15 protein-coding genes are annotated in these 20,035 nt (G+C 44.7%); 7 read left to right on the top strand and 8 right to left on the bottom strand.

Features of this window, described 5'->3' with window-relative positions:
* Positions 1-117: 117 nt before the first annotated feature.
* The 4 genes from MHB56_RS22965 to MHB56_RS22950 all read left to right on the top strand — a co-directional run bounded on the left by MHB56_RS22965 (position 118) and on the right by MHB56_RS22950 (position 6,219).
* A complete protein-coding gene (locus MHB56_RS22965) occupies positions 118-2,436 on the top strand; it encodes a glycoside hydrolase family 65 protein (RefSeq protein ID WP_076195086.1) in 2,319 nt (772 codons plus the stop codon).
* A gap of 88 nt (positions 2,437-2,524) precedes the next feature.
* A complete protein-coding gene (locus MHB56_RS22960; RefSeq protein ID WP_341144045.1) occupies positions 2,525-4,207 on the top strand; it encodes a glycoside hydrolase family 13 protein in 1,683 nt (560 codons plus the stop codon).
* 145 nt (positions 4,208-4,352) lie between these two features.
* Positions 4,353-5,216, top strand: a complete 864-nt coding sequence (locus tag MHB56_RS22955; protein ID WP_341144044.1) for an AraC family transcriptional regulator — start codon at positions 4,353-4,355, stop codon at positions 5,214-5,216.
* Between the two features lie 151 nt (positions 5,217-5,367).
* Entirely contained in the window at positions 5,368-6,219 is an 852-nt protein-coding gene (locus tag MHB56_RS22950; RefSeq protein WP_076126458.1) for a DegV family protein, read from the top strand.
* Between the two features lie 64 nt (positions 6,220-6,283).
* On the opposite strand, the gene MHB56_RS22945 is transcribed toward MHB56_RS22950, so the two are convergent.
* From MHB56_RS22945 to MHB56_RS22925, 5 genes are all read right to left on the bottom strand, one after another.
* Positions 6,284-7,921 (bottom strand): PAS domain-containing protein, encoded by a 1,638-nt coding sequence (locus tag MHB56_RS22945; protein WP_076195082.1) that lies wholly within the window; start codon positions 7,919-7,921, stop codon positions 6,284-6,286.
* Positions 7,922-8,129: 208 nt separating this feature from the next.
* Positions 8,130-8,831, bottom strand: a complete 702-nt coding sequence (locus tag MHB56_RS22940) for an ABC transporter permease (protein ID WP_256717259.1) — start codon at positions 8,829-8,831, stop codon at positions 8,130-8,132.
* Positions 8,815-9,735, bottom strand: a complete 921-nt coding sequence (locus MHB56_RS22935; RefSeq protein ID WP_341144043.1) for an ABC transporter ATP-binding protein — start codon at positions 9,733-9,735, stop codon at positions 8,815-8,817. The genes MHB56_RS22940 and MHB56_RS22935 overlap by 17 nt, the downstream gene beginning before the upstream one ends.
* A 117-nt stretch (positions 9,736-9,852) precedes the next feature.
* Positions 9,853-10,788, bottom strand: a complete 936-nt coding sequence (locus MHB56_RS22930) for a sensor histidine kinase (RefSeq protein ID WP_076206312.1) — start codon at positions 10,786-10,788, stop codon at positions 9,853-9,855.
* Positions 10,788-11,504, bottom strand: a complete 717-nt coding sequence (locus MHB56_RS22925; protein ID WP_036684414.1) for a response regulator transcription factor — start codon at positions 11,502-11,504, stop codon at positions 10,788-10,790. The genes MHB56_RS22930 and MHB56_RS22925 overlap by 1 nt, the downstream gene beginning before the upstream one ends.
* Positions 11,505-11,662: 158 nt before the next feature.
* Between MHB56_RS22925 and MHB56_RS22920 the strand changes: the two genes are divergently transcribed.
* From MHB56_RS22920 to MHB56_RS22910, 3 genes are all read left to right on the top strand, one after another.
* Positions 11,663-12,634 carry a phosphodiester glycosidase family protein gene (locus MHB56_RS22920; protein ID WP_339281874.1) on the top strand — a complete coding sequence of 324 codons (972 nt, stop codon included), beginning with the start codon at positions 11,663-11,665 and terminating at the stop codon, positions 12,632-12,634.
* Entirely contained in the window at positions 12,631-13,644 is a 1,014-nt protein-coding gene (locus MHB56_RS22915) for a bifunctional glycosyltransferase family 2/GtrA family protein (RefSeq protein WP_339281873.1), read from the top strand. The genes MHB56_RS22920 and MHB56_RS22915 overlap by 4 nt, the downstream gene beginning before the upstream one ends.
* A gap of 627 nt (positions 13,645-14,271) precedes the next feature.
* A complete protein-coding gene (locus tag MHB56_RS22910; RefSeq protein ID WP_340917358.1) occupies positions 14,272-15,663 on the top strand; it encodes a SpoVR family protein in 1,392 nt (463 codons plus the stop codon).
* Positions 15,664-15,725: 62 nt separating this feature from the next.
* On the opposite strand, the gene MHB56_RS22905 is transcribed toward MHB56_RS22910, so the two are convergent.
* From MHB56_RS22905 to MHB56_RS22895, 3 genes are all read right to left on the bottom strand, one after another.
* Positions 15,726-16,166, bottom strand: a complete 441-nt coding sequence (locus tag MHB56_RS22905; RefSeq protein WP_076184672.1) for a GNAT family N-acetyltransferase — start codon at positions 16,164-16,166, stop codon at positions 15,726-15,728.
* A gap of 346 nt (positions 16,167-16,512) precedes the next feature.
* Entirely contained in the window at positions 16,513-17,439 is a 927-nt protein-coding gene (locus MHB56_RS22900) for an AraC family transcriptional regulator (protein WP_248547664.1), read from the bottom strand.
* Positions 17,440-17,995: 556 nt separating this feature from the next.
* Positions 17,996-19,891 carry a PrkA family serine protein kinase gene (locus MHB56_RS22895; RefSeq protein WP_036684429.1) on the bottom strand — a complete coding sequence of 632 codons (1,896 nt, stop codon included), beginning with the start codon at positions 19,889-19,891 and terminating at the stop codon, positions 17,996-17,998.
* Positions 19,892-20,035: the final 144 nt, after the last annotated feature.

Below are 20,035 nucleotides of genomic sequence, written 5' to 3'. Positions count from 1 at the left end.
TTATAACAGCGATCGAAGTCCAAAGATTCATCGCAGTCACTTTTATATCACCGGAAGTTTAACAAAAGATTTGTTCATTTTATATATCCCCCTAACATATTTAAAGGAGCGGTTATCGTGAAACAATATTTAACAATTGATGAATGGTCCATTATTGAGGAATCCTTTGATCCACAGACGCAAGAAATTTCTGAAAGCGTATTTAGTCTTGGTAACGGATTTATGGGTGGCCGGGCCAATTTCGAAGAGCAATATAGCGGCAACAGCCTGCAAGGCAGCTACATGGCGGGCGTCTACTACCCTGACAAAACACGTGTTGGCTGGTGGAAAAACGGCTATCCTGAATATTTTGCCAAAGTACTTAACAGCACGAACTGGATCGGTATTAACATTGATATCGAGGGTATCCCCCTTGATCTGGCAAAGTGCACCGTTTCCGAATTCCGCCGTGTACTTAATATGAAAGAAGGAACGCTCTCCCGTAGCTTCACTGCCACTCTCGAAGATGGTAAGGAAGTTAAAGTAGAAAGTATCCGGTTCGTAAGCATGACTCGTCAAGAAATCGGCGCGATTCGCTATTCCATCATTCCTGTTAATTTCTCAGGCAAGATTACGATTACTCCTTATCTTGATGGTGATGTGAAGAACAAGGATTCCAACTATGACGAGAAATTCTGGAATGAAGTTGAGAAACAAGCGGGACCTGATCATGGACATCTCACTCTTAAGACTAAGAAACTCGACTTCCATGTCACCTCTGCTATGGCTTTTGATATCCTTGTCAATGGTGAGAAGGTAACTGCCGAAGCAGAAGCGATCGAACAAGAGAAATATGTAGCCAGCAAACTGGACGTAACCGCACAAGCGGGCAATCAAATCGTCATTTATAAATATGTAGCCAATGTTACTTCTCGAAATCACGGTCTGGGACAATTGGTCGACGCCGCCCAAACTGCTCTGCAAGCTGCTAAGGAAGCCGGATTTGTAACTCTTTTGACCGAACAAATTGAAGCTTGGAGAGAAAAATGGAAAGAAAGCGACATCATCATTGAAGGTGACGTTTCGGCTCAGCAAGCGATTCGCTTTAATATTTTCCAACTCAATCAAACCTATAATGGTGAAGATGACCGCCTGAACATTGGCCCGAAAGGCTTTACCGGTGAAAAATACGGCGGCAGCACTTACTGGGATACAGAGGCGTATTGCGTTCCCTTCTATCTCAGTACGGCGGACTCCTCCATTGCCCGCAATTTGTTGATCTACCGTTACAAGCACTTAGAGAAAGCTAAAGAAAATGCCCGTAAGCTTGGATTCAAAAAAGGTGCGCTATACCCAATGGTTACGATGAACGGTGAAGAATGCCACAACGAGTGGGAAATTACATTTGAAGAAATTCACCGGAATGGTGCCATTGCCTACGCTATTTACAACTATGTGAACTACACCGGAGACAAAGCTTATCTGGGACAATATGGCCTTGAGGTTCTCGTGGAAATCTCCCGCTTCTGGGAAGAACGTGTTCACTATGCATCACGCAAAGACAAATACGTAATGCTCGGCGTAACGGGCCCGAATGAATATGAGAATAACGTTAATAATAACTGGTATACGAACCGTATGGCTTCGTGGACTATGGAATATACCATGGAAGCACTGGCATACTTGCAAGAAAATGAGCCTACTCGTTATGCTGAGCTAGTTGACAAACTAGGGCTGCAAGAGAGCGAAACTACAAAATGGAAAGACATCATTGCTAAGATGTATTATCCTGCGGATGAAGAGCTGGGTATCTTCTTACAACAAGATGGCTTCCTGGACAAAGAGATCATTCAAGTCAAAGATCTGGAACGTGAGCATCTGCCACTCAACCAAAAATGGTCATGGGACCGTATCCTGCGTTCTTGCTTCATTAAACAAGCAGACGTTCTGCAGGGATTATATTTCCTGGGTGACCGTTACGATCTCGATACCAAAAAACGTAACTTCGACTTTTATGAACCGATCACTGTTCATGAGTCCTCCCTTTCCCCTTGTATCCACTCCATTCTAGCCAGTGAGCTGGGATATAAGGATAAGGCCTATGAAATGTACTTGCGTACTTCAAGACTGGATCTTGATAACTATAACAATGATACAGAAGACGGCTTGCACAGCACTAGCATGGCTGGTACTTGGATGTCAATCGTACATGGTTTCGGCGGACTCCGCGTGCATGACGGCAGACTGACACTGAGCCCATCTAACCCAGGTCACTGGACCGCTTACTCTTTTAAAATCATGTTCCGCGGCTCCCGTCTGAAAGTAAGCGTTACGGATGCACAAGTTACTGTTACGAATGAAACTGATATCCCTGCTTCTATTACTATCTACGACAAAGAATATACCGTAAACGGACTAAGCAGCATCACTGCTGATAGCAATTCCGTCACAGTATAAAACTTACACCCAAGAGACCCTTGAAGCTTAATGCTTTTGGGGTCTCTTTATTTTTTAGGAAGATAACTTATATAAGGAGTGATTTTGAATGAACAGAACCTTTTGGAAAGAAGCCGTTGTCTACCAAATCTATCCCCGCAGCTTTCAAGATAGCAATGGTGACGGGATTGGAGATCTGCAAGGAATCATTTCACGTCTGGATTATTTGCAAAAGCTAGGTGTCGACGTAGTTTGGCTGTCACCTGTATATAAATCACCAAATGACGATAACGGTTATGACATCAGCGATTATCAAGATATTATGGATGAGTTCGGCACATTGCAGGATTGGGAAGAATTACTGACTGGATTGCACGCCCGTGGCATAAAACTGATGATGGACCTTGTAATCAATCATTCCTCAGATGAGCATCCTTGGTTCGTAGAATCCCGTTCTTCAAAAGATAATCCATATCGCGATTACTACATTTGGCGTCCGGGTGGACCAGATGGTGAGCGCCCCAACAATTGGAGTTCTGTATTCAGCGGCCCGGCTTGGGAACTGGATGAAACCACTGGTGAATACTATCTGCATCTGTTTTCGCGCAAGCAACCGGATCTCAACTGGGAGAATCCGCAGCTGCGTGAGGAGTTATACAAGATGATCACCTTCTGGCTCGACAAGGGTGTGGATGGTCTACGAATGGATGTAATCAATATGATTTCCAAAGTGGAAGGTCTCCCTTCCTCTCATAGAGACGGCCTTGCTCCCGGGGAACTTGCTTGGGGTGGCGAATATTATATGAATGGACCACGTGTTCATGAGTTTTTACATGAAATGAATGACAAAGTGTTATCCAACTATAACATTATGACTGTCGGCGAAACTCCTGGTGCTACAGTTGAAGATGCCATCCTTTACACGGACGAGGAACGCAAAGAGCTGCAAATGGTATTCCAGTTCGAGCATATGGATGTGGACTCGGGTCCTGACGGCAAATGGGACGTAGCCCCGTGGACGTTGTCGAAGCTGCGCGATATTCTTCATAAATGGCAAGTGGGTCTGGCGGATAAGGGTTGGAATAGTCTTTATCTTAACAATCATGACCAGCCACGTATGGTCTCAAGATTCGGGGATGACGGTAAGTATCGTGTGATCTCTGCCAAAATGCTCGCTACCTTACTGCACACGCTGAAAGGAACGCCCTATATTTATCAAGGCGAAGAAATCGGGATGACTAATGTAAAGTTCACAGCCATTGAACATTATAAAGACATTGAAATCCTCAATATGTATCGCGAAAAGGTTACCGAAGGCGGCGCTGATCCTAACAGCGTGCTAAACGCTATTCATATCAAAGGCCGTGATAATGCGCGCACTCCGATGCAATGGGATGATTCTGCGAATGCCGGCTTTACTGAAGGGGAGCCGTGGCTCAAAGTTAATCCGAACTACAAGGAAATTAACGTGGAGCAGGCCCTGGCGGATTCGGATTCCATCTTCTATTATTACCAAAGGCTGCTTGCTTTGCGCAAAAAAAATCCGATCATGGCTTATGGCGAATACAAGCTACTTTTGCCAGAGCATGAGGATATTTATGCCTATACGCGTACTCTGGATGACGAGAAGTGGCTGGTGCTGCTCAATTTCAATGAGGTTCCACAGACTGTTGATCTTTCCGCAGAGCTAAGTAAGGTTACGGAACTTATTATTGGAAATTACCCTGATAATGCACCCACACGGGAATTATTACGACCTTATGAAGCAAGAGTGTATCGATTGAAAGACTAACTTTGTCTATCTTCCTGAGTTATACTATTTAGGATGATTTTTTATGAGATTATCCTTCTGCCTGCTACCTGTCATTAGAGAGCACGGAATAACAGGATTTTGCAAATGCAGCCTGATAGTATGAACTTAAAGGGAGATGACGGACTTGGAATGGCTTATCCGCATGAAAGAAGCTTTAGATTATATGGAGAGCAAGATGGAGGAATCTGTGACCATTGAAGAAATCGCCAAGGTTGCTTACTCCTCCCCCTTTCATTTCCAGCGCATGTTCAATATGCTTACCGGAATATCTATTAAAGACTATATCCGTAAGCGCAGATTAACTCTGGCTGCACAGGAGCTTGCTATTTCTAAAGTTAAAGTGCTGGATGTTGCACTGAAATACGGATATGACTCGCCCGAGTCGTTTGCCAAAGCATTCCGCAAGGCACATGGAATTACTCCTTCTGCTGCGCGGGAGTCAGGGGTACAGCTCAAGGCTTTCCCTAGACTCTCCTTCCATCTATCACTGAAGGGAGATAAAGAAATGGACTACAGAATTGAGAAAAGAGACGCCTTTAATGTTATCGGACTAGTAGAGGAAATGACAACGAAGGATGGGGAGAATCTGCGCCGCATCCCTCAGTTGTGGATAGAAGCTAATGAAAATGGTACGTCGGATAAGCTGATTGAGCTCGGTGAAGATAAGGATTTATTAGGCATCTGCTCTGACATGAACCATGATAAAGAAACCTTCTCCTATTGGATCGCTGTCGAAGCTACTCCAGAGACTGATGCACAGGGCTTTGCTTCTACAACAATTCCAGCTGCAAGTTGGGCTGTGTTCACCTCAGTAGGGCCGATGCCTGATAAGATCCAGCAGGTATGGGCACGCATTTTCCAGGAGTGGTTCCCTTCCACAGGCTACGAGCACACAGGCGGACCTGAGTTTGAGCTATATCTTCCAGGGAGACCAGACGCAGAGGACTATCGTTGTGAGATATGGATCCCTGTTACGAAAAAAGAATAGAACTAAAAAGACTATCGAAATCCCGATAGTCTTTTTTCTTGTGATTGCCTACTATTTCATTTTGAGAATTGGCATAGTCTTGGTATAATAAATAGATTATGTAGTTCTATAATGATTATTGTCATCCGAATTATCGGTGAAGGAGAATTTCATGTCTACTGTAAAAATATTTTCAGACAGCACTTCCGATTTACCTCAAAACTGGAAGGATACTTATGACATCGGCATCGTTCCTCTTTATGTTGTATTTGAAGAAGGTACCTACAAAGATGGTGAAGATATTACACCCGAGGAAGTGTATCGCCGTGTAGCCGCTAGTGGAGTATTGCCGAAAACGGCAGCACCTTCGCCAGCAGATTTCATTGCTGCATTTCAACCCGTGATTAGCAGCGGACAAGATATTGTATATATCAGTCTCTCCTCCTCACTATCCTCTACATATCAGAATGCACTTTTGGCTGCCGGGGAATTTCCTGAGGGACGCGTACAGGTTATAGATTCGCAAACCTTGTGCGGAGGCATTGCCCTCCTTGTTATGAAGGCTGTCAGAGCTGCTGAAAAGGGCCACTCTGCCGTAGAGATTGCAGCCATGCTGGAGCACAGCCGCAGCCTTGTGGAAACTGAATTCGTTGTGGATACGCTAGATTACTTATATATGGGTGGACGCTGTTCAGGCATGCAGAACTTCATCGGTAGTCTGCTCAAAATCCGTCCTGTTCTTAGACTGGTAGATGGGAGCATCATACCTACCAGCAAAATCCGTGGCAAAAAAGAAAAAGCTGTGGAACAAATGCTCCAGAACGCTTTGGTTCATGTCGATCGAATGGATAATGAGTTGCTCATCGTGGTCCATACCTTGGCGGAAGAAGATGCGCTCTATCTGGAGGCAGCACTACGAGAGAAAACTCAAGTTAATGAAATAGCAATCCTCCATGCGGGTTGTGTAATTGGCAGCCATTGTGGGCCGCATACTGTAGGTCTCATGTATATGCTTCAGGACTAATAACACACAAATCTCCGGCCATTGCTTCTTAAGCAAATGGACCGGAGATTTGTGTGTAACCCCCCTAGTTTGAAGTTACTTCCAGCTCTATATCTTCTGCTCTGCAAGGCAACATAAAACGAAACGTAGAACCTTGATTCTCTTCACTTTCTACAAAGATCGTCCCACCCATCAGCTCCACAAGCTGTTTACAAATCGCCAGTCCCAAGCCTGTGCCTCCATATTTACGGTTTATGGACGGATGCAGCTGTGAGAAAGATTGAAACAATAGATTGAGTTTGTTACCGGCAATTCCTACACCTGTATCCCGCACTGAAAACTCCAACAAAAATTCTTGTTCATCAGATAGTGGAATGTTCTTCACCGATAGGGTCACGCTCCCACGTTCCGTGAATTTCAGCGCATTGCCTACCAGATTCACGACAATCTGCCGCAAGCGGATCGGATCAGCAATGATTATGGTTGGAACGCTAGTATCCATCCACCAACGTAATGCCAGCTTCTTCTCTTCCGCTTTCGGTGCAAATAAATCAATGACGTCTGAGATCATCTCGCGGAGATCAAACTTCTCGGATTGTAGTGACATTTTACCTGCTTCCATTTTGCTGAAATCAAGAATGTCATTCAAGATCTGCAATAACGTATAACTACTGCTGCGTAAAATCTCGGCATAACCTCGCTGCTCTTCTCCAAGTTCAGTATCCAACAATAGATCAGCCATTCCGATCATCCCGTTCATCGGCGTCCGAATTTCATGGCTCATCATCATTAAGAAATCAGATTTGGCTTGCGCTGCCTGCTCTGCTGATTCTTTCGCACGAATGATTTCTCGCTCATTCGTAATATCACTGAAGGCAATAACCGCACCGGCGATCAGCCCTTCATCAATAAGAGGTGCTACCCGATAATTAACAAAAAAACTGGTGCCATCCTTACGCCAGAAGATCTCATCATCTTTCTTACGGATGATTCCATCCTCTATCGTAAGACTAATCTGGCAATCAGGTGTCGAATAACGCGAACCATCACCTTGGATATGATGGATATAATCCATAAGCTTCAAACCCATCAATTCTGTTGGTTGGTAGCCTAACATATCCGCTGCCTCACGGTTAATAAATAGAGCGCGCCCCGTTGTATCCAGCACAAAGATTCCCGCGGAGACGGAATTCAGAATGAGACTCGATTGTTGATCCTTCACAGCTACTATTGAGCTATCTTTGGAGCTGATCTCCACTTCGCCCGTGATAGGTAATTCAGTATCTAAGGTGTCCGCTAATTCATCTAGCCAGTCTTGTAACAATTTTGCATGTAAAAGAGCGCTTCCGTTAGCCACTTGAGTAATCGCGAATACCCCGGCGATCCCTTCTTCCGTTCTGATCGGTAATAGTTTAACGCCTACGCAATCTGAGCCTTTTTTGGGATTCTCTAAATCTTGTAGCTCAAAGCTTGAGGAGTTCCCCTGCAGAGCAGCCTCAAAACTAGCAATATTGCCAAGTTTTTTTCTCTTTGCTGATATCGGACTTGTATTTTGCAACTTCGCTTCTGCGCTCAAGCCTAGATGAAAAGTTCGATTGGTTCCTACGCAGCGACCTTGTCTATCCAGAACGAATATCAAATCAGGATGATGGTCATATAACGATTTATAAGCGCTCTCTTCCGAAAGCAACCGTCTCAGAATGGACGTCCAGTCTTTATCCACAGTTCACATCCCCTCAGGCTCTCTCATCCATTATCATTACCCCTAAACGAGCAATGTTCATCTAAAATTTAAAATATATTTCATATCTATTATATCAAAATTACGGAAATCAGTCGTAGATAAACGTCAAATCCCCCCTTTATAACCCAATCACGATGCTTTTTCATCGTTACAAAAGGGTTATAAAAGGGGGTGAATTCCGAATCTATTAGGCTATATCTTTATGTTCAATGTTGCGAATAGCCATATAGGCAATACCTGCTCCTAGCAAACCAAGTGAGATCGACACCGCCGCTAAATTACCTAAGCGAGCTTGATCAAATCCCCCAGAAATTAGGGAGGTAACTAACACAGCTGAGACGATGGTGGCAGGGACCGATTTTTTCTTCATTCCAAAGTACAATGGGATTAGAGCAATACCCGCTGCGTAAAAAGCGTTTGCGCCTAACTTAATCAGCTCTGAAGTGATTACATGAAGGGTCAGTTCACCCGGAATAAGCCCTGCAAAGGAATTGAATCCTACTAGGATAGCGCCGACTACAATATCTGCCACGATAATGGCCACAAATGTGAAGGCGAACACTATCAATATTTTCGCAGTCATCAGCTTTTTACGTGAGATAGGATACATGAAGAGAAGAGTAATGGTGTTGTTCTTATACTCATCAATCACCAGCTTGCTAATAATAACCGAAGCGAAAATAATATAAGCAGCCTTTACAAAAACGAACACGCCCTCAAACAACTCTGCATAAGAAGCAAATGACGGTTCGCTCTCATTTTGATCAACGAATAAAACCATAATCATAAACGCAAGAATCGCAAGATTGACGATTGCTGCACCTGTAAGAAGCGTTTTTAGCTTATTCTTCCGAATCTCCAAAGATATTAATTTAAGCAATGCCTTCACCCCCAATCAATTGCAGAAAATGATCTTCCAGCGTATGTTGTTTTTTGCTGATACTTTCAATTTCCACATCTGCTAGCACTAACGCCTTATTCAGATCACGTTGTGAGATTCCACCGTCATATATTCTAACTGTAATATGGTCCAGCACTTTGAAATTATTAAGCCCAAGCTTATGCTCCAACACATACACTGCTTTATTAATCTCATTCGTAACCACTTCGATATATTCAGTATTTTGGCCACGAATGGAATCCATCGCCACTTCTTCTACCAGAGCACCCTGCCGGATCACACCGATCGTATCAGCAATCTGCTCTATTTCCCCCAGAACATGACTAGATACAAGTAACGTCATTCCATATTCACGGCTAAGCATCCGGAACACTTCACGCATCTCCTTGATTCCCACAGGATCTAGCCCATTAATCGGCTCATCCAAAATGAGCAGCTCAGGTTTCGTCATGAAGGCTCTGGCAATACCCAGACGTTGCTTCATCCCAAGTGAAAATTGCTTCACCGGCTTTTTATCGACACCTGTGAGCTTTACCAGCTCCAGCGCTTCACCAATCGCTTGCGGATCATAATAGCCCATGTACTCTCCGTGCAAAATCAGATTTTCTTTGGCTGTCAATTTATCATAAAACACTGGATATTCAATGATGCAGCCCATCCGCTTCAGCATTTCGTAAGAATGCTCAGTCATTTTTTCATTAAAAAATTCAATTTCTCCACTCGTAGGTTTAACGAGGTTCGTGACCATTTTCATCACGGTAGTTTTGCCAGCACCATTCGGTCCAAGAAACCCGTAAATTTCACCTTGCTTAATATTCATATTCACATTGCTGACGACTTCTTTACCTTGATAGGTTTTCGTTAAATTTCTTGTCCGAAGTATTGTAGTCAATTCCGCGCTCCCCTTTGTTTTCGTCTCGTCTTCCTTAGTTCTTATTGTACACAGCAGAATTTTCTTTTTTATTACTCGTTTCTTACGAAAATCTTAAGCTGCGCACAATTCTATTCCTTAGAAGCGTAATCTGCGAAAAGTAAGGGTAAACACCGTTCTCACATACGGCTGACTAACCAGTGTAATCGTTCCATTCATTTGCTCCGTTAATCTTTTGGTGATCGTCAGACCTAGACCGCTGCCTTGATAAGCCCGATTTCTTGAGTCTTCCAGCGTATACAGACGCTCAAATACTTTATCCTGGTGTACTTCACTGATGCCTTTTCCCCGGTCCCACACCTCTATGTATACTTTGTTCTCATCACTATAGAGCTTTAATCCTAATACGCCCCCAGCGTCGCCATAAGAAATTGCGTTCGACAACAGATTGGACAATATTCGATCAAGAGCCTCTTCATTTCCCATGAAGTAAACAGCCTCATCCGGAATCTCAATCTCCACCTCACTGCCCTTAGCGCTGAGGATATCATAGAAAGAAAGGATGTTGCGTCTGCATACTTCACCTGCCTCAACTCGTGAAAGCGCAATTTCCCGATCCCCTGATTCCAGCTTGGACAAATCAAAAAACTTGTTCATCAGCTGGATCACTTCATTGGCTTTTTGATGAATCATCTTCATCATTCGTTCCCGTTCCCCGGCCGGCAAATGCTCATCCTGTTGAATGGTCTCAATATAACCAAGCACAACCGTTAGCGGAGTCTTAAGATCATGAGAAATATTAGACAGCATATTACGCATGGATTTCTCCAGCCTAACGCGCTCAATGCTTCCTTTATGATTGATATCCAGCAGCCGGTTCAGGTCAATCAGCACGCTCTGCAGCTCCAAATTACCGCTGAACAGCAGCAATCTTTCATGTGAGCCTTCCTCCATAATGCTGCTTAACTTGTCATGCATATATCGCAAATCATTAGAAGCTTTACGCGAATTCTGATATTGCCACACAATGACGGCGAGTAAGAGCACAATGACAACACCTAGCACCGCTATCATTATAGCTGTTCTCCCAGCTTATACCCGATGCCCCATAACGTCTTAATGTATTCGGGATGGGAGGGATCGTCTTCTATTTTTTCACGCAATCTTCTCATATGTACATTAATGACGTTCTCATCCCCGAAATAATCATCCTCCCATACGCTCGCATAAATCTGCGCTTTGGTAAATACTCGGCCCGGATGCGTCACAAACAGCTTAAGAATATGAAATTCCTTCGACGTTAGCTTTACTTCTTCCCCGTTCTTCAACGCAGAGAAGTTATCTAAATCTACAGTCAATCGGCCAATGGAGATCATTTGCTTCACCGGAGCTTGATCTTCCACTTGGATACTGGGAGATGCATAACCTGCACGACGGATCGCTGCCTTCACCCTAGCCGCTAGCTCAATCATAGAAAAGGGCTTCGTAATATAATCATCCGCCCCAAAGCCTAACCCAAGCGCTTTATCTACATCACTGTCTTTAGCGGACATGATCAACACTGGAACCAGACTCCCCGCACGGATAGTCTGAAGAATGTCAGTCCCGCTTCGCTTCGGCAGCATAAGGTCTAACAGCACAAGATCAAATGGACCACCGGTCCGAAATGTTCTCTCCGCTACTTCACCGTCAAATACAGCTTCAATCTCATAACCTTCTTTTACCAAATAAGACCTGACCATTTCACTGATTGCTTCGTCGTCCTCAATCAGCAGCACACGCTGTGGCATGTCCAAACCTCCCCGTAGTCGAAAACCTCTTCGTTAAATTATACCAATTTCCCGGAGCTCTTACTATTTCGGTTTTTATTTCAGCTTTTATTTCAGTTTCATTAAAGGTAGCCCAGGTATTATGGCCTTAACAACTTACAAAATGAGGTGATGCTTCAATGTTGAACAAGAGAAGTAAGCAAGCCTGGAGCTTCAAACGAAAGCTGCTGATCGTGATGATCATTGTCCTCCTGCTTCTCGGCACAGTGATATATAGTCTGGCAGATCGTTTCTTAATCGAACATGTCGAAGTCGTAGTTGCGGATGATGCAGCTACAACTAGCAGCTCAGGAGCTACAGCCGTTACAACTGCCGAAGTTAACGCAACCTCTGACGACTGGAATTACTCCAGCGATGATATTCAGATCCAGATCGACCAAGTGCAGACCGGTTCCGGTTCAGAACAGATCACTTATTTTGTCGCTGATATCGTCCTCAAGGAAGCGAGCAGTCTGCGCACTGCTTTTGCCGACAACAGCTTTGGAACAAACATCACTGAGGATACCTCGGACATTGCTTCCGCGAACCATGCGATTTTTGCCATCAATGGTGATTACTATGGCTTCCGCAATGACGGAGTGATAATCCGTAACGGCACGGTGTATCGTGATGATCCTGTGCGGGATGCAATGGCGCTGTTCGATGATGGGACAATGCAAACCTATAACGAGGAAGAGATTTCTTCCTCTGAACTGCTGGCGCAAGGGGCCACCGATACCCTTTCCTTTGGTCCGATTCTGATTCAGGACGGGGAGATTGCCAGTGATTTCAGCAATGTCAAAATCGATACCAACTTCGGCAACCATTCCATCCAGAACGCGAATCCCCGCACCGCAGTTGGTATGATCGCACCAAACCATTATGTGTTTGTCGTAGTTGACGGGCGCAATGAAGGGTACAGCCGTGGGATGACCCTTACTGAGCTAGCTGATGTAATGTCCGTCCTTGGCGCCACAGAAGCCTACAATCTGGACGGCGGTGGTTCATCCACTATGTACTTCATGGGACGGGTCGTAAATAATCCGCAGGGCAAAAACAAGGAGCGGGGCGTCAGCGACATTCTTTATATCAAGGAGGATGCAACATCATGACTATACTGATCCCAGCCTATGAGCCCGATGAACGACTGCTCGATTTGATTTTACAGCTGCATAATTTCCGGCTTGAACCTATTGTTCTTGTGGATGACGGCAGCGGCCCGCACTACCGTGGAATCTTCGATATGGCCGAAGCATTCGGCTGCACTGTCCTAACCCATGAAGTCAACCTCGGAAAAGGACGTGCTCTGAAGACAGGGTTCCAGTATATTCAGGAGGCCGGTCTGCCGGATTATGTAGTCTGCGCGGATAGCGACGGCCAACATCTGCCTTATGATATTAACCGGATCGTTGAATCTCTGCGGAACCAGACTACCCCGGGAATCGTACTCGGCAGCCGCCGGTTCACCGGAACCATTCCTCTGCGCAGCCGCTTCGGCAACTCTGTAACCCGGACGGTCTTTTCCTTAACTACAGGCACTAAGATTTATGATACACAGACTGGGCTGCGCGGCTACCCCCTATCAATGCTTGATTGGCTATGCCAGATTCCCGGCGAACGTTTTGAATATGAAATGAACATGCTGCTGACTGCCCATAAAGAGGGGTACACCATTACGGAAGAGTACATCGATACCGTCTATCTGGACGATAATAAATCATCCCATTTCCGGCCTCTGATGGACTCCTTCCGGATTTATCTGCCGATACTGATGTTCAGCACTTCTTCGCTGCTGTCAGCCCTGCTCGACTTCACACTCTTATTCCTGTTTCAGAGGCTCAGCCATAACCTATTCCTGTCCGTCGCGGCCGCGAGATTGTGCAGCTCTGTCTTCAACTATTCTATGAACCGAAAATATGTCTTCACGGGCGGCAAACGCTCCAAGATTCAGGCATCGCTTCCCAAATATTTTGCGCTGGTGATCCTCGTATTGTTGTTCAACTATGGGCTACTCTATTTCTATAATGAAAAGCTGATTATTCCGCTTGTCGCCGCCAAGCTACTGACCGAGGCTTCAATCTTCCTATTCAGCTATTGGGCGCAACGGAGGTTTGTGTACTGAGGGTTTGGGAACTATGGGGAAGGTTACGTTCTCTCGACTGCTTATGCTCGTGTGGTGAGCAATTGGGAATTTGTGAAGCACTAATTGGACACTTGTGGAGCACTTTTCGAACACTTATGGAGTACTAATCGGATACTTGTGGAGCTTCTATCGGGCACCTATGGAACTGCTCCTCGAACACATATGGAACATCTATTGGGCACCTATTGGGCACCTATCGGACACAGATGACACTAATCGCAGTATTATTCCACTTTTGGTATGCTAACGGACCCCATTGCCGCTATTGGGAAGAAAGACACCATATATGAGCCTCTTTCTGTGGGATAGCGTCTGTGGGGTCCGAAACCCTGATCAAAAGGCTGGAAATTTGCAAATAACGTCATCTGAGTCCGAATTCACCGAGAAGGATACCGTTGATAGAATTCGCATACAAAAAAAGCTAGTGCTTCCTTCCAATAATGTATACAAAATCACATTATCTTCACTCAGAAATTCAGAACGTCATACACTCATCTTCTCTCCCATATACTTAAATGGAACAGTCCCGGACATTGTCGCGGAACCTTTGCAGCCTTGTCAGAATAGGTTGCAGCATAAGCCCAAGCTGGAGGGAGAGAAAGATTCATGCCAAGCGAAGAAATTAATGCGCTAGAGCGGGCCATTGCCGAGATTACGGAAATAGCCACTGGCTTCGGTTTAGATTTTTATCCCATGCGTTATGAAATATGCCCCGCAGATATTATTTATACATTCGGCGCTTATGGAATGCCTACACGATTTGGACACTGGAGTTTTGGAAAAACCTTTCATAAAATGAAATCCCAATACGATTTCGGACTGAGCAAAATATACGAGCTCGTTATTAACTCCAACCCTTGTTATGCCTTCCTGCTGGATGGAAATTCACTGATTCAGAATAAGCTGATCGTTGCCCATGTGCTAGCGCACTGTGATTTTTTCAAAAATAATATGCGTTTCTCCATGTCCAACCGAGATATGGTCGAGAGCATGTCAGCTACAGCAGATCGGATTGCCGGTTATTCTGTAACTTACGGAACTGATGCTGTGGAGAGCTTCATCGATTCAGTGCTGGCTATCCAGGAGCATATAGACCCCAGTCTGATCCAGCCACGCAAGCTGGGCAAAACTCACCTACTGGAAGCTAAGATGAAGGAGCTCAAAGACGCCCCTCCAGGCGGCTCGAAATCAACCAATCCTTATGACGAATTATGGAATTTAGATAAAAGCAATACCGGGCCGCAGGAAGCATCCTCTGGAAACCGTGCTTTCCCCCCTGAGCCAGAAAAAGATATGGTCTGGTTTATCCAGCAATATTCCACTGTTTTGGAGGATTGGCAGCGTGACATTATGACGATGCTCCATGACGAAATGCTCTACTTCTGGCCACAGATGGAGACAAAAATCATGAACGAAGGCTGGGCTTCGTACTGGCATCAGCGCATCGTTCGCGAACTAGATCTGACCGAAGAGGAAACAGTGGAATACGCAAAACTAAATTCATCCGTCGTGCAGCCCTCACGGCAAAGCCTGAATCCTTACTATCTGGGGCTGAAAATCTTTGAAGACATCGAACGCCGCTGGGACCGTGAGAAAATCTTTGAAGTACGTGAGTTGGAATCCGATACCTCCTTTATCCGCAGCTATCTGTCGAAGGAATTGGTGAACGACCTCGATCTTTATGTTTTTGAGAAAAAAGGCCCCGAATGGAAAATCACCGATAAAGCATGGGAAAATGTACGAGATCAACTGGTGCTCGCCCGGGTCAATGGCGGGTCTCCTTACTTGGTCATTGAGGACGCAGACTTCGAGAAGAATGGTGAATTATTTATAACTCATCGCTATGAAAGCATCGAGCTGGATCTGAAGTATCTGGAGCGCACACTCCCTCACATCTACTCTTTATGGGGGCGGACGGTTCATCTACAGACGGTTGTGGAAGACAAAAAGGCGCGTTTTTCATACGATGGCAAAAAGGTGCAGCGGAAGTTTATTTAAACTAAAAAAAGCGGCAGACCTAAACGGGTATTAACACCCTGGTCTGCCGCTTTTTGCTATGACTAAAATGAGGATTCAGATTCTTTTAACGACTTCGAGAAATATTTTGGAGCCTCAACAAATCCTTGTCGAGCATAAAATCTATGCGCATCAGTTCTTCTGGAATGACAATGAACCTGAATTTTATCACAGTTTCTTTTTCTAGCTAAATCAGCGCAATACTCCTCAAGCTTTCGTCCAATACCTTTGCTCCTAATGGCATTGCTCACCACAAGATAACTTATAATTGCAGTCTCTCCTACCAGACCTAATTGGGGTATGTAATGCATGGAAATACAAGCTACCACTTGATCATCTTCCTCAAAAACCAATAATTCCTCGTCCGGATGTAGGATTAGCTTTTCTATTTTTTCTTGCATGAACACTTCTGTATCCGGATATCCCAACTGTTCTAATAATTCCGCTATGTCTTTCCAGTCATCAGCTCTCGCTTCTCTAATCATCTGCTTCACTCCCTGTTATTTTCGAATTACCTTACTTATTGACTCTATTACACTACGGAAGATCATACTCGTCAAACATAAACTGATTAGATAAAAAAACACCCCAAAAGTATCATTGGTTTCCATATGAGAGTTCCTAAAAAAGGAGACCCACAGCGGTAACACGTTGCGGACCTCCATCGACACCCTCATATCAACTTAATAACTGCACATGGCAAATGCTCAGGTGAACGTAACGTAAGGAAGTTTGAAAATGTAGGCGCGTAGCGTTCGCCTTTGTCAGCGACCTAAAGTCCAAACATTTCTGAAATTACAATTATCACCGCGCGGTCTTTGCCCTTATCGACTATTCAGTCAACTTTTTCACAGGAACGTAAATCTCCATCACTGTATCTGGCCGCGAATGGCAGCGTTCATCGTAAAACTCAAAATCCAGCTTAGTCTCGTCATAAACGTAACCACTGTCCTTAAACCACTCTTCGAAGATGTACTTCCAGCTGCTTTTTATGACTTGGGCAAACTCTATTTGCTCTGTATCCGTTGAAGTATCCACTGGAGGTGTTGTGAACACGGCATATTCGGCTTCTGGCACATCCATCGTCAACATATCAGCTTCTACCTTGGAGTAGTCCTCAACAATAACACCCAAAAGATAGGTGGCATTACCGTTATCTGAAGACGGAATACATAAACCAACTTCTCCGTGTTTAGGCGGGTTTAGTATTTTATACATTTTGGACTCCAGGTTTTCACCCTCATAATGGCTCCAAAAAGAAGCAATATCCTTAGTGTACATACTACCCGCAACATTAGTTTGGATACCATAACCTGCCACCTTAAAAGCAGGCTTACGAACAAAAACAGGATTCATAATATAACCTCCGATATCAAATATTGAATTTCCTTTACTAAACCCATCCATCCGCGCTGCATATTGTGTCGGACTATAACCAAAGGTTTTGCGAAAAGCTTTAGTAAAGCCACTTTGTGTTTCAAAACCATAGTCCAGCGCAATATCAATGATCTTTTTTCCAGCAAATAATTCAATTGAGGCTAAGGATAATTTTCGGCTCCGCACATACTCCATCACAGACATTTCCTTGCACAAGCTGAACACTCGGCAAAAATGATACACCGAATATCCGACCTCCGTCGCTATTTCTTCCACCGTTATATTTTCTTTGATATGAGCTTCTATATATTCAACACATTTTTCTATATCTTTACTGTAATTCAAGTGCAGCACCAGCCTTTCCCCGTACGGTGATTTCATTATATCAACTGCGCTGGAGATGGACTGTTCCTGTTTTGCTGAGCTGCATTATTGCCTGTATAAAAAAACAGAGCAGTGATCCTCCATTTACAAAAGGATCATAACTCTGCGTATTCTTAGTCACCATCATTTTGGGTAAGCCTCGAAGTAGACAACGCTGGATTCACGTAACCTACTTACTCTTCCGTTCAGTTGCTCCCTACGACTGACTAAAGGACCCAGATGACGTTATTTGCAAAAATATCGCCTTTTGAGCGGAGTTTCGGACTCCACTGCAGCTATTACTCAAAAAAAGGCTCATATTTAGGGTTTTTCCTGCTAATAGCGACCATGGGGTCCGATAGCCTGCGAAATATACTCAAAATCTACGTTTAGGGTCACCTGTATCCTTTAGCAACTTCCTACGCACAACAGCCACATTAGTCAGACGGGTTGCGGCGTTTAGATTAACATTAGGAGGGTAAAAGGAGGAAGATACAACATGGAAGGGCAAAAAAAGAGTGCTCCACAGCCATGTTCATGGCTTTTGGAACACCCCGCATAAATGAATTCTTTTTTAACGGTTAAGCAGACTTCCCACGTATTTCAGCAGCTCGTTGGCGCAGATTGGGCAGTAGTGATGCCCATCAATAAGTCTGGCGCATACCTCATTGATTCGTTTGAGCTGACTTTCATCAGGTGTTTTGGACGAGGTGGTGATTTTGACAATATCTTTGAGGTCTGTGAACAGCTTTTTCTCAATCGCTTCACGCAGGCGGTCGTGGTTGTTGTACTCGAATTTCTTCCCTTTGCGTGAATACGCGGAAATCCGGATCAGGATCTCTTCACGGAACGCTTTTTTTGCATTCTCAGAGATTCCAATTTGCTCTTCAATCGAACGCATTAACCGCTCATCCGGCTCCATTTCCTCATCCGTCAGCGGATCACGAATTTTCGACCAATTGCAGAAAGCTTCGATATTATCTAGATAATTTTCAAAAAGTGTCTTTGCAGATTCCTCAAAGGAGTAGACAAATGCCTTTTGTACTTCGCTTTTCGCTAAAATATCATATTCCTTGCGGGCAATGGAGATGAAGTTCAAATAACGCTCCCGCTCCTCTTTTGTAATCGACGGATGCTGATCCAGGCCATCCTTTATCGCCCGCAGGACATCCAGTGCGTTCATGCACTGCAGATCTCCTTTGATCAGAGCGCTGGAAATGCGGTTGATAACATAACGCGGATCAATTCCGGACATGCCCTCATCTAAATACTCCGTTTGCATCTCCTTAAGATCGGCCTCTTTATAGCCCTCGACCTCTTCACCATCGTACATCCGCAGCTTTTTGATCAGATCCATACCTTGTTTTTTGCTTTCTTTAAGACGGGTTAGGATGGAAAAAATAGCGGCGGCACGCAGCGCATGTGGTGCAATATGCACATGACTCATATCACTCTGGGCGATCAGCTTCGCGTAGATTTTTTCCTCTTCCGAAACTCTGAGGTTATACGGAACAGGCATAACAATCATACGGGACTGGAGCGCTTCATTCTTTTTATTAGAAATAAACGACTTATACTCGGTTTCATTTGTATGAGCAATTATCATTTCGTCCGCACTTATCAACGCGAAGCGGCCAGCCTTGAAATTGCCTTCTTGCGTCAGTGAAAGCAGGTTCCATAAAAACTTTTCGTCGCATTTGAGCATTTCCTGAAATTCCATCAGCCCACGGTTAGCCTTGTTCAACTCCCCATCAAAACGGTAAGCGCGTGGATCAGATTCCGAACCAAATTCAGTAATGGTCGAAAAATCAATACTTCCTGTCAAATCGGCGATATCCTGAGACTTCGGATCAGATGGACTAAAAGTACCAATCCCTACCCGCTCTTCTTCTGACAGAATAACACGCGTCACCTTAACCTGCTCAATGTCGCCAGCATAATCATTTCTTAGACGCATCTGGCAGGATGGGCACAAGTTGCCCTCAATACGTACACCAAGTTCCTTCTCAATCTCCGGACGGAGCTCCAGCGGGATCAAATGCAGCGGGTCCTCATGCATCGGGCAGCCCTCTATTGCGTATACCGCACCCGCATCTGTGCGCGAGTACTGTTCCAAACCACGTTTAAGCAGCGTGACCAGGGTCGATTTCCCCCCACTGACAGGTCCCATCAATAACAAAATCCGTTTGCGAACATCAAGCCGACGTGCTGCAGAGTGAAAATATTCCTCGACCAACTTTTCGACTGCACGATCAAGTCCAAAAATCTCCTGTTCAAAAAACTTATACCGTTTGCGTCCGTTTATGTCCTCTACGCCGTGCGACTTAATCATGTCATAAACGCGGGAGTGAGCGGTTTTTGCGGGAGAGGGGTCTTTTCTCAACAGTTCTATATACTGCTTGAAGGTGCCGCTCCACGCCAACCGGTCGTTCTCAGCCCGATACGAAGCTATACGCTCAAAAATGTCCATTGCTCGCTGCCTCCTCTTGCGCTCCTACTTGCTCTTCTACTTGCTCTCCTATAGCGTTAAAAAGTGTATTACATACCTATGCGGCAAGCGCGGAATAGTTGACCTCTTTTTTACTGTGCTATAATAGAGAATCAGAAAATGGCT

Origin of the sequence: Paenibacillus sp. FSL H8-0315 (genome assembly GCF_038005365.1) — a bacterium.
GTDB classification, from domain to species: domain Bacteria; phylum Bacillota; class Bacilli; order Paenibacillales; family Paenibacillaceae; genus Paenibacillus_AQ; species Paenibacillus_AQ odorifer.
The sequence above is the reverse complement of the archived record's forward strand: the minus strand, read 5'-3'. Positions and strand labels throughout refer to the sequence as shown.

Coding starts and splice junctions, on each gene's coding strand:
- MHB56_RS22960 (WP_341144045.1), top strand. CDS start 2,525: ATGAACAGAACCTTTTGGAAAGAAGCCGTTGTCTACCAAATCTATCCC.
- MHB56_RS22950 (WP_076126458.1), top strand. CDS start 5,368: ATGTCTACTGTAAAAATATTTTCAGACAGCACTTCCGATTTACCTCAA.
- MHB56_RS22930 (WP_076206312.1), bottom strand. CDS start 10,788: ATGATAGCGGTGCTAGGTGTTGTCATTGTGCTCTTACTCGCCGTCATT.
- MHB56_RS22925 (WP_036684414.1), bottom strand. CDS start 11,504: ATGCCACAGCGTGTGCTGCTGATTGAGGACGACGAAGCAATCAGTGAA.
- MHB56_RS22920 (WP_339281874.1), top strand. CDS start 11,663: ATGTTGAACAAGAGAAGTAAGCAAGCCTGGAGCTTCAAACGAAAGCTG.
- MHB56_RS22915 (WP_339281873.1), top strand. CDS start 12,631: ATGACTATACTGATCCCAGCCTATGAGCCCGATGAACGACTGCTCGAT.
- MHB56_RS22910 (WP_340917358.1), top strand. CDS start 14,272: ATGCCAAGCGAAGAAATTAATGCGCTAGAGCGGGCCATTGCCGAGATT.
- MHB56_RS22905 (WP_076184672.1), bottom strand. CDS start 16,166: ATGATTAGAGAAGCGAGAGCTGATGACTGGAAAGACATAGCGGAATTA.
- MHB56_RS22900 (WP_248547664.1), bottom strand. CDS start 17,439: ATGAAATCACCGTACGGGGAAAGGCTGGTGCTGCACTTGAATTACAGT.
- MHB56_RS22895 (WP_036684429.1), bottom strand. CDS start 19,891: ATGGACATTTTTGAGCGTATAGCTTCGTATCGGGCTGAGAACGACCGG.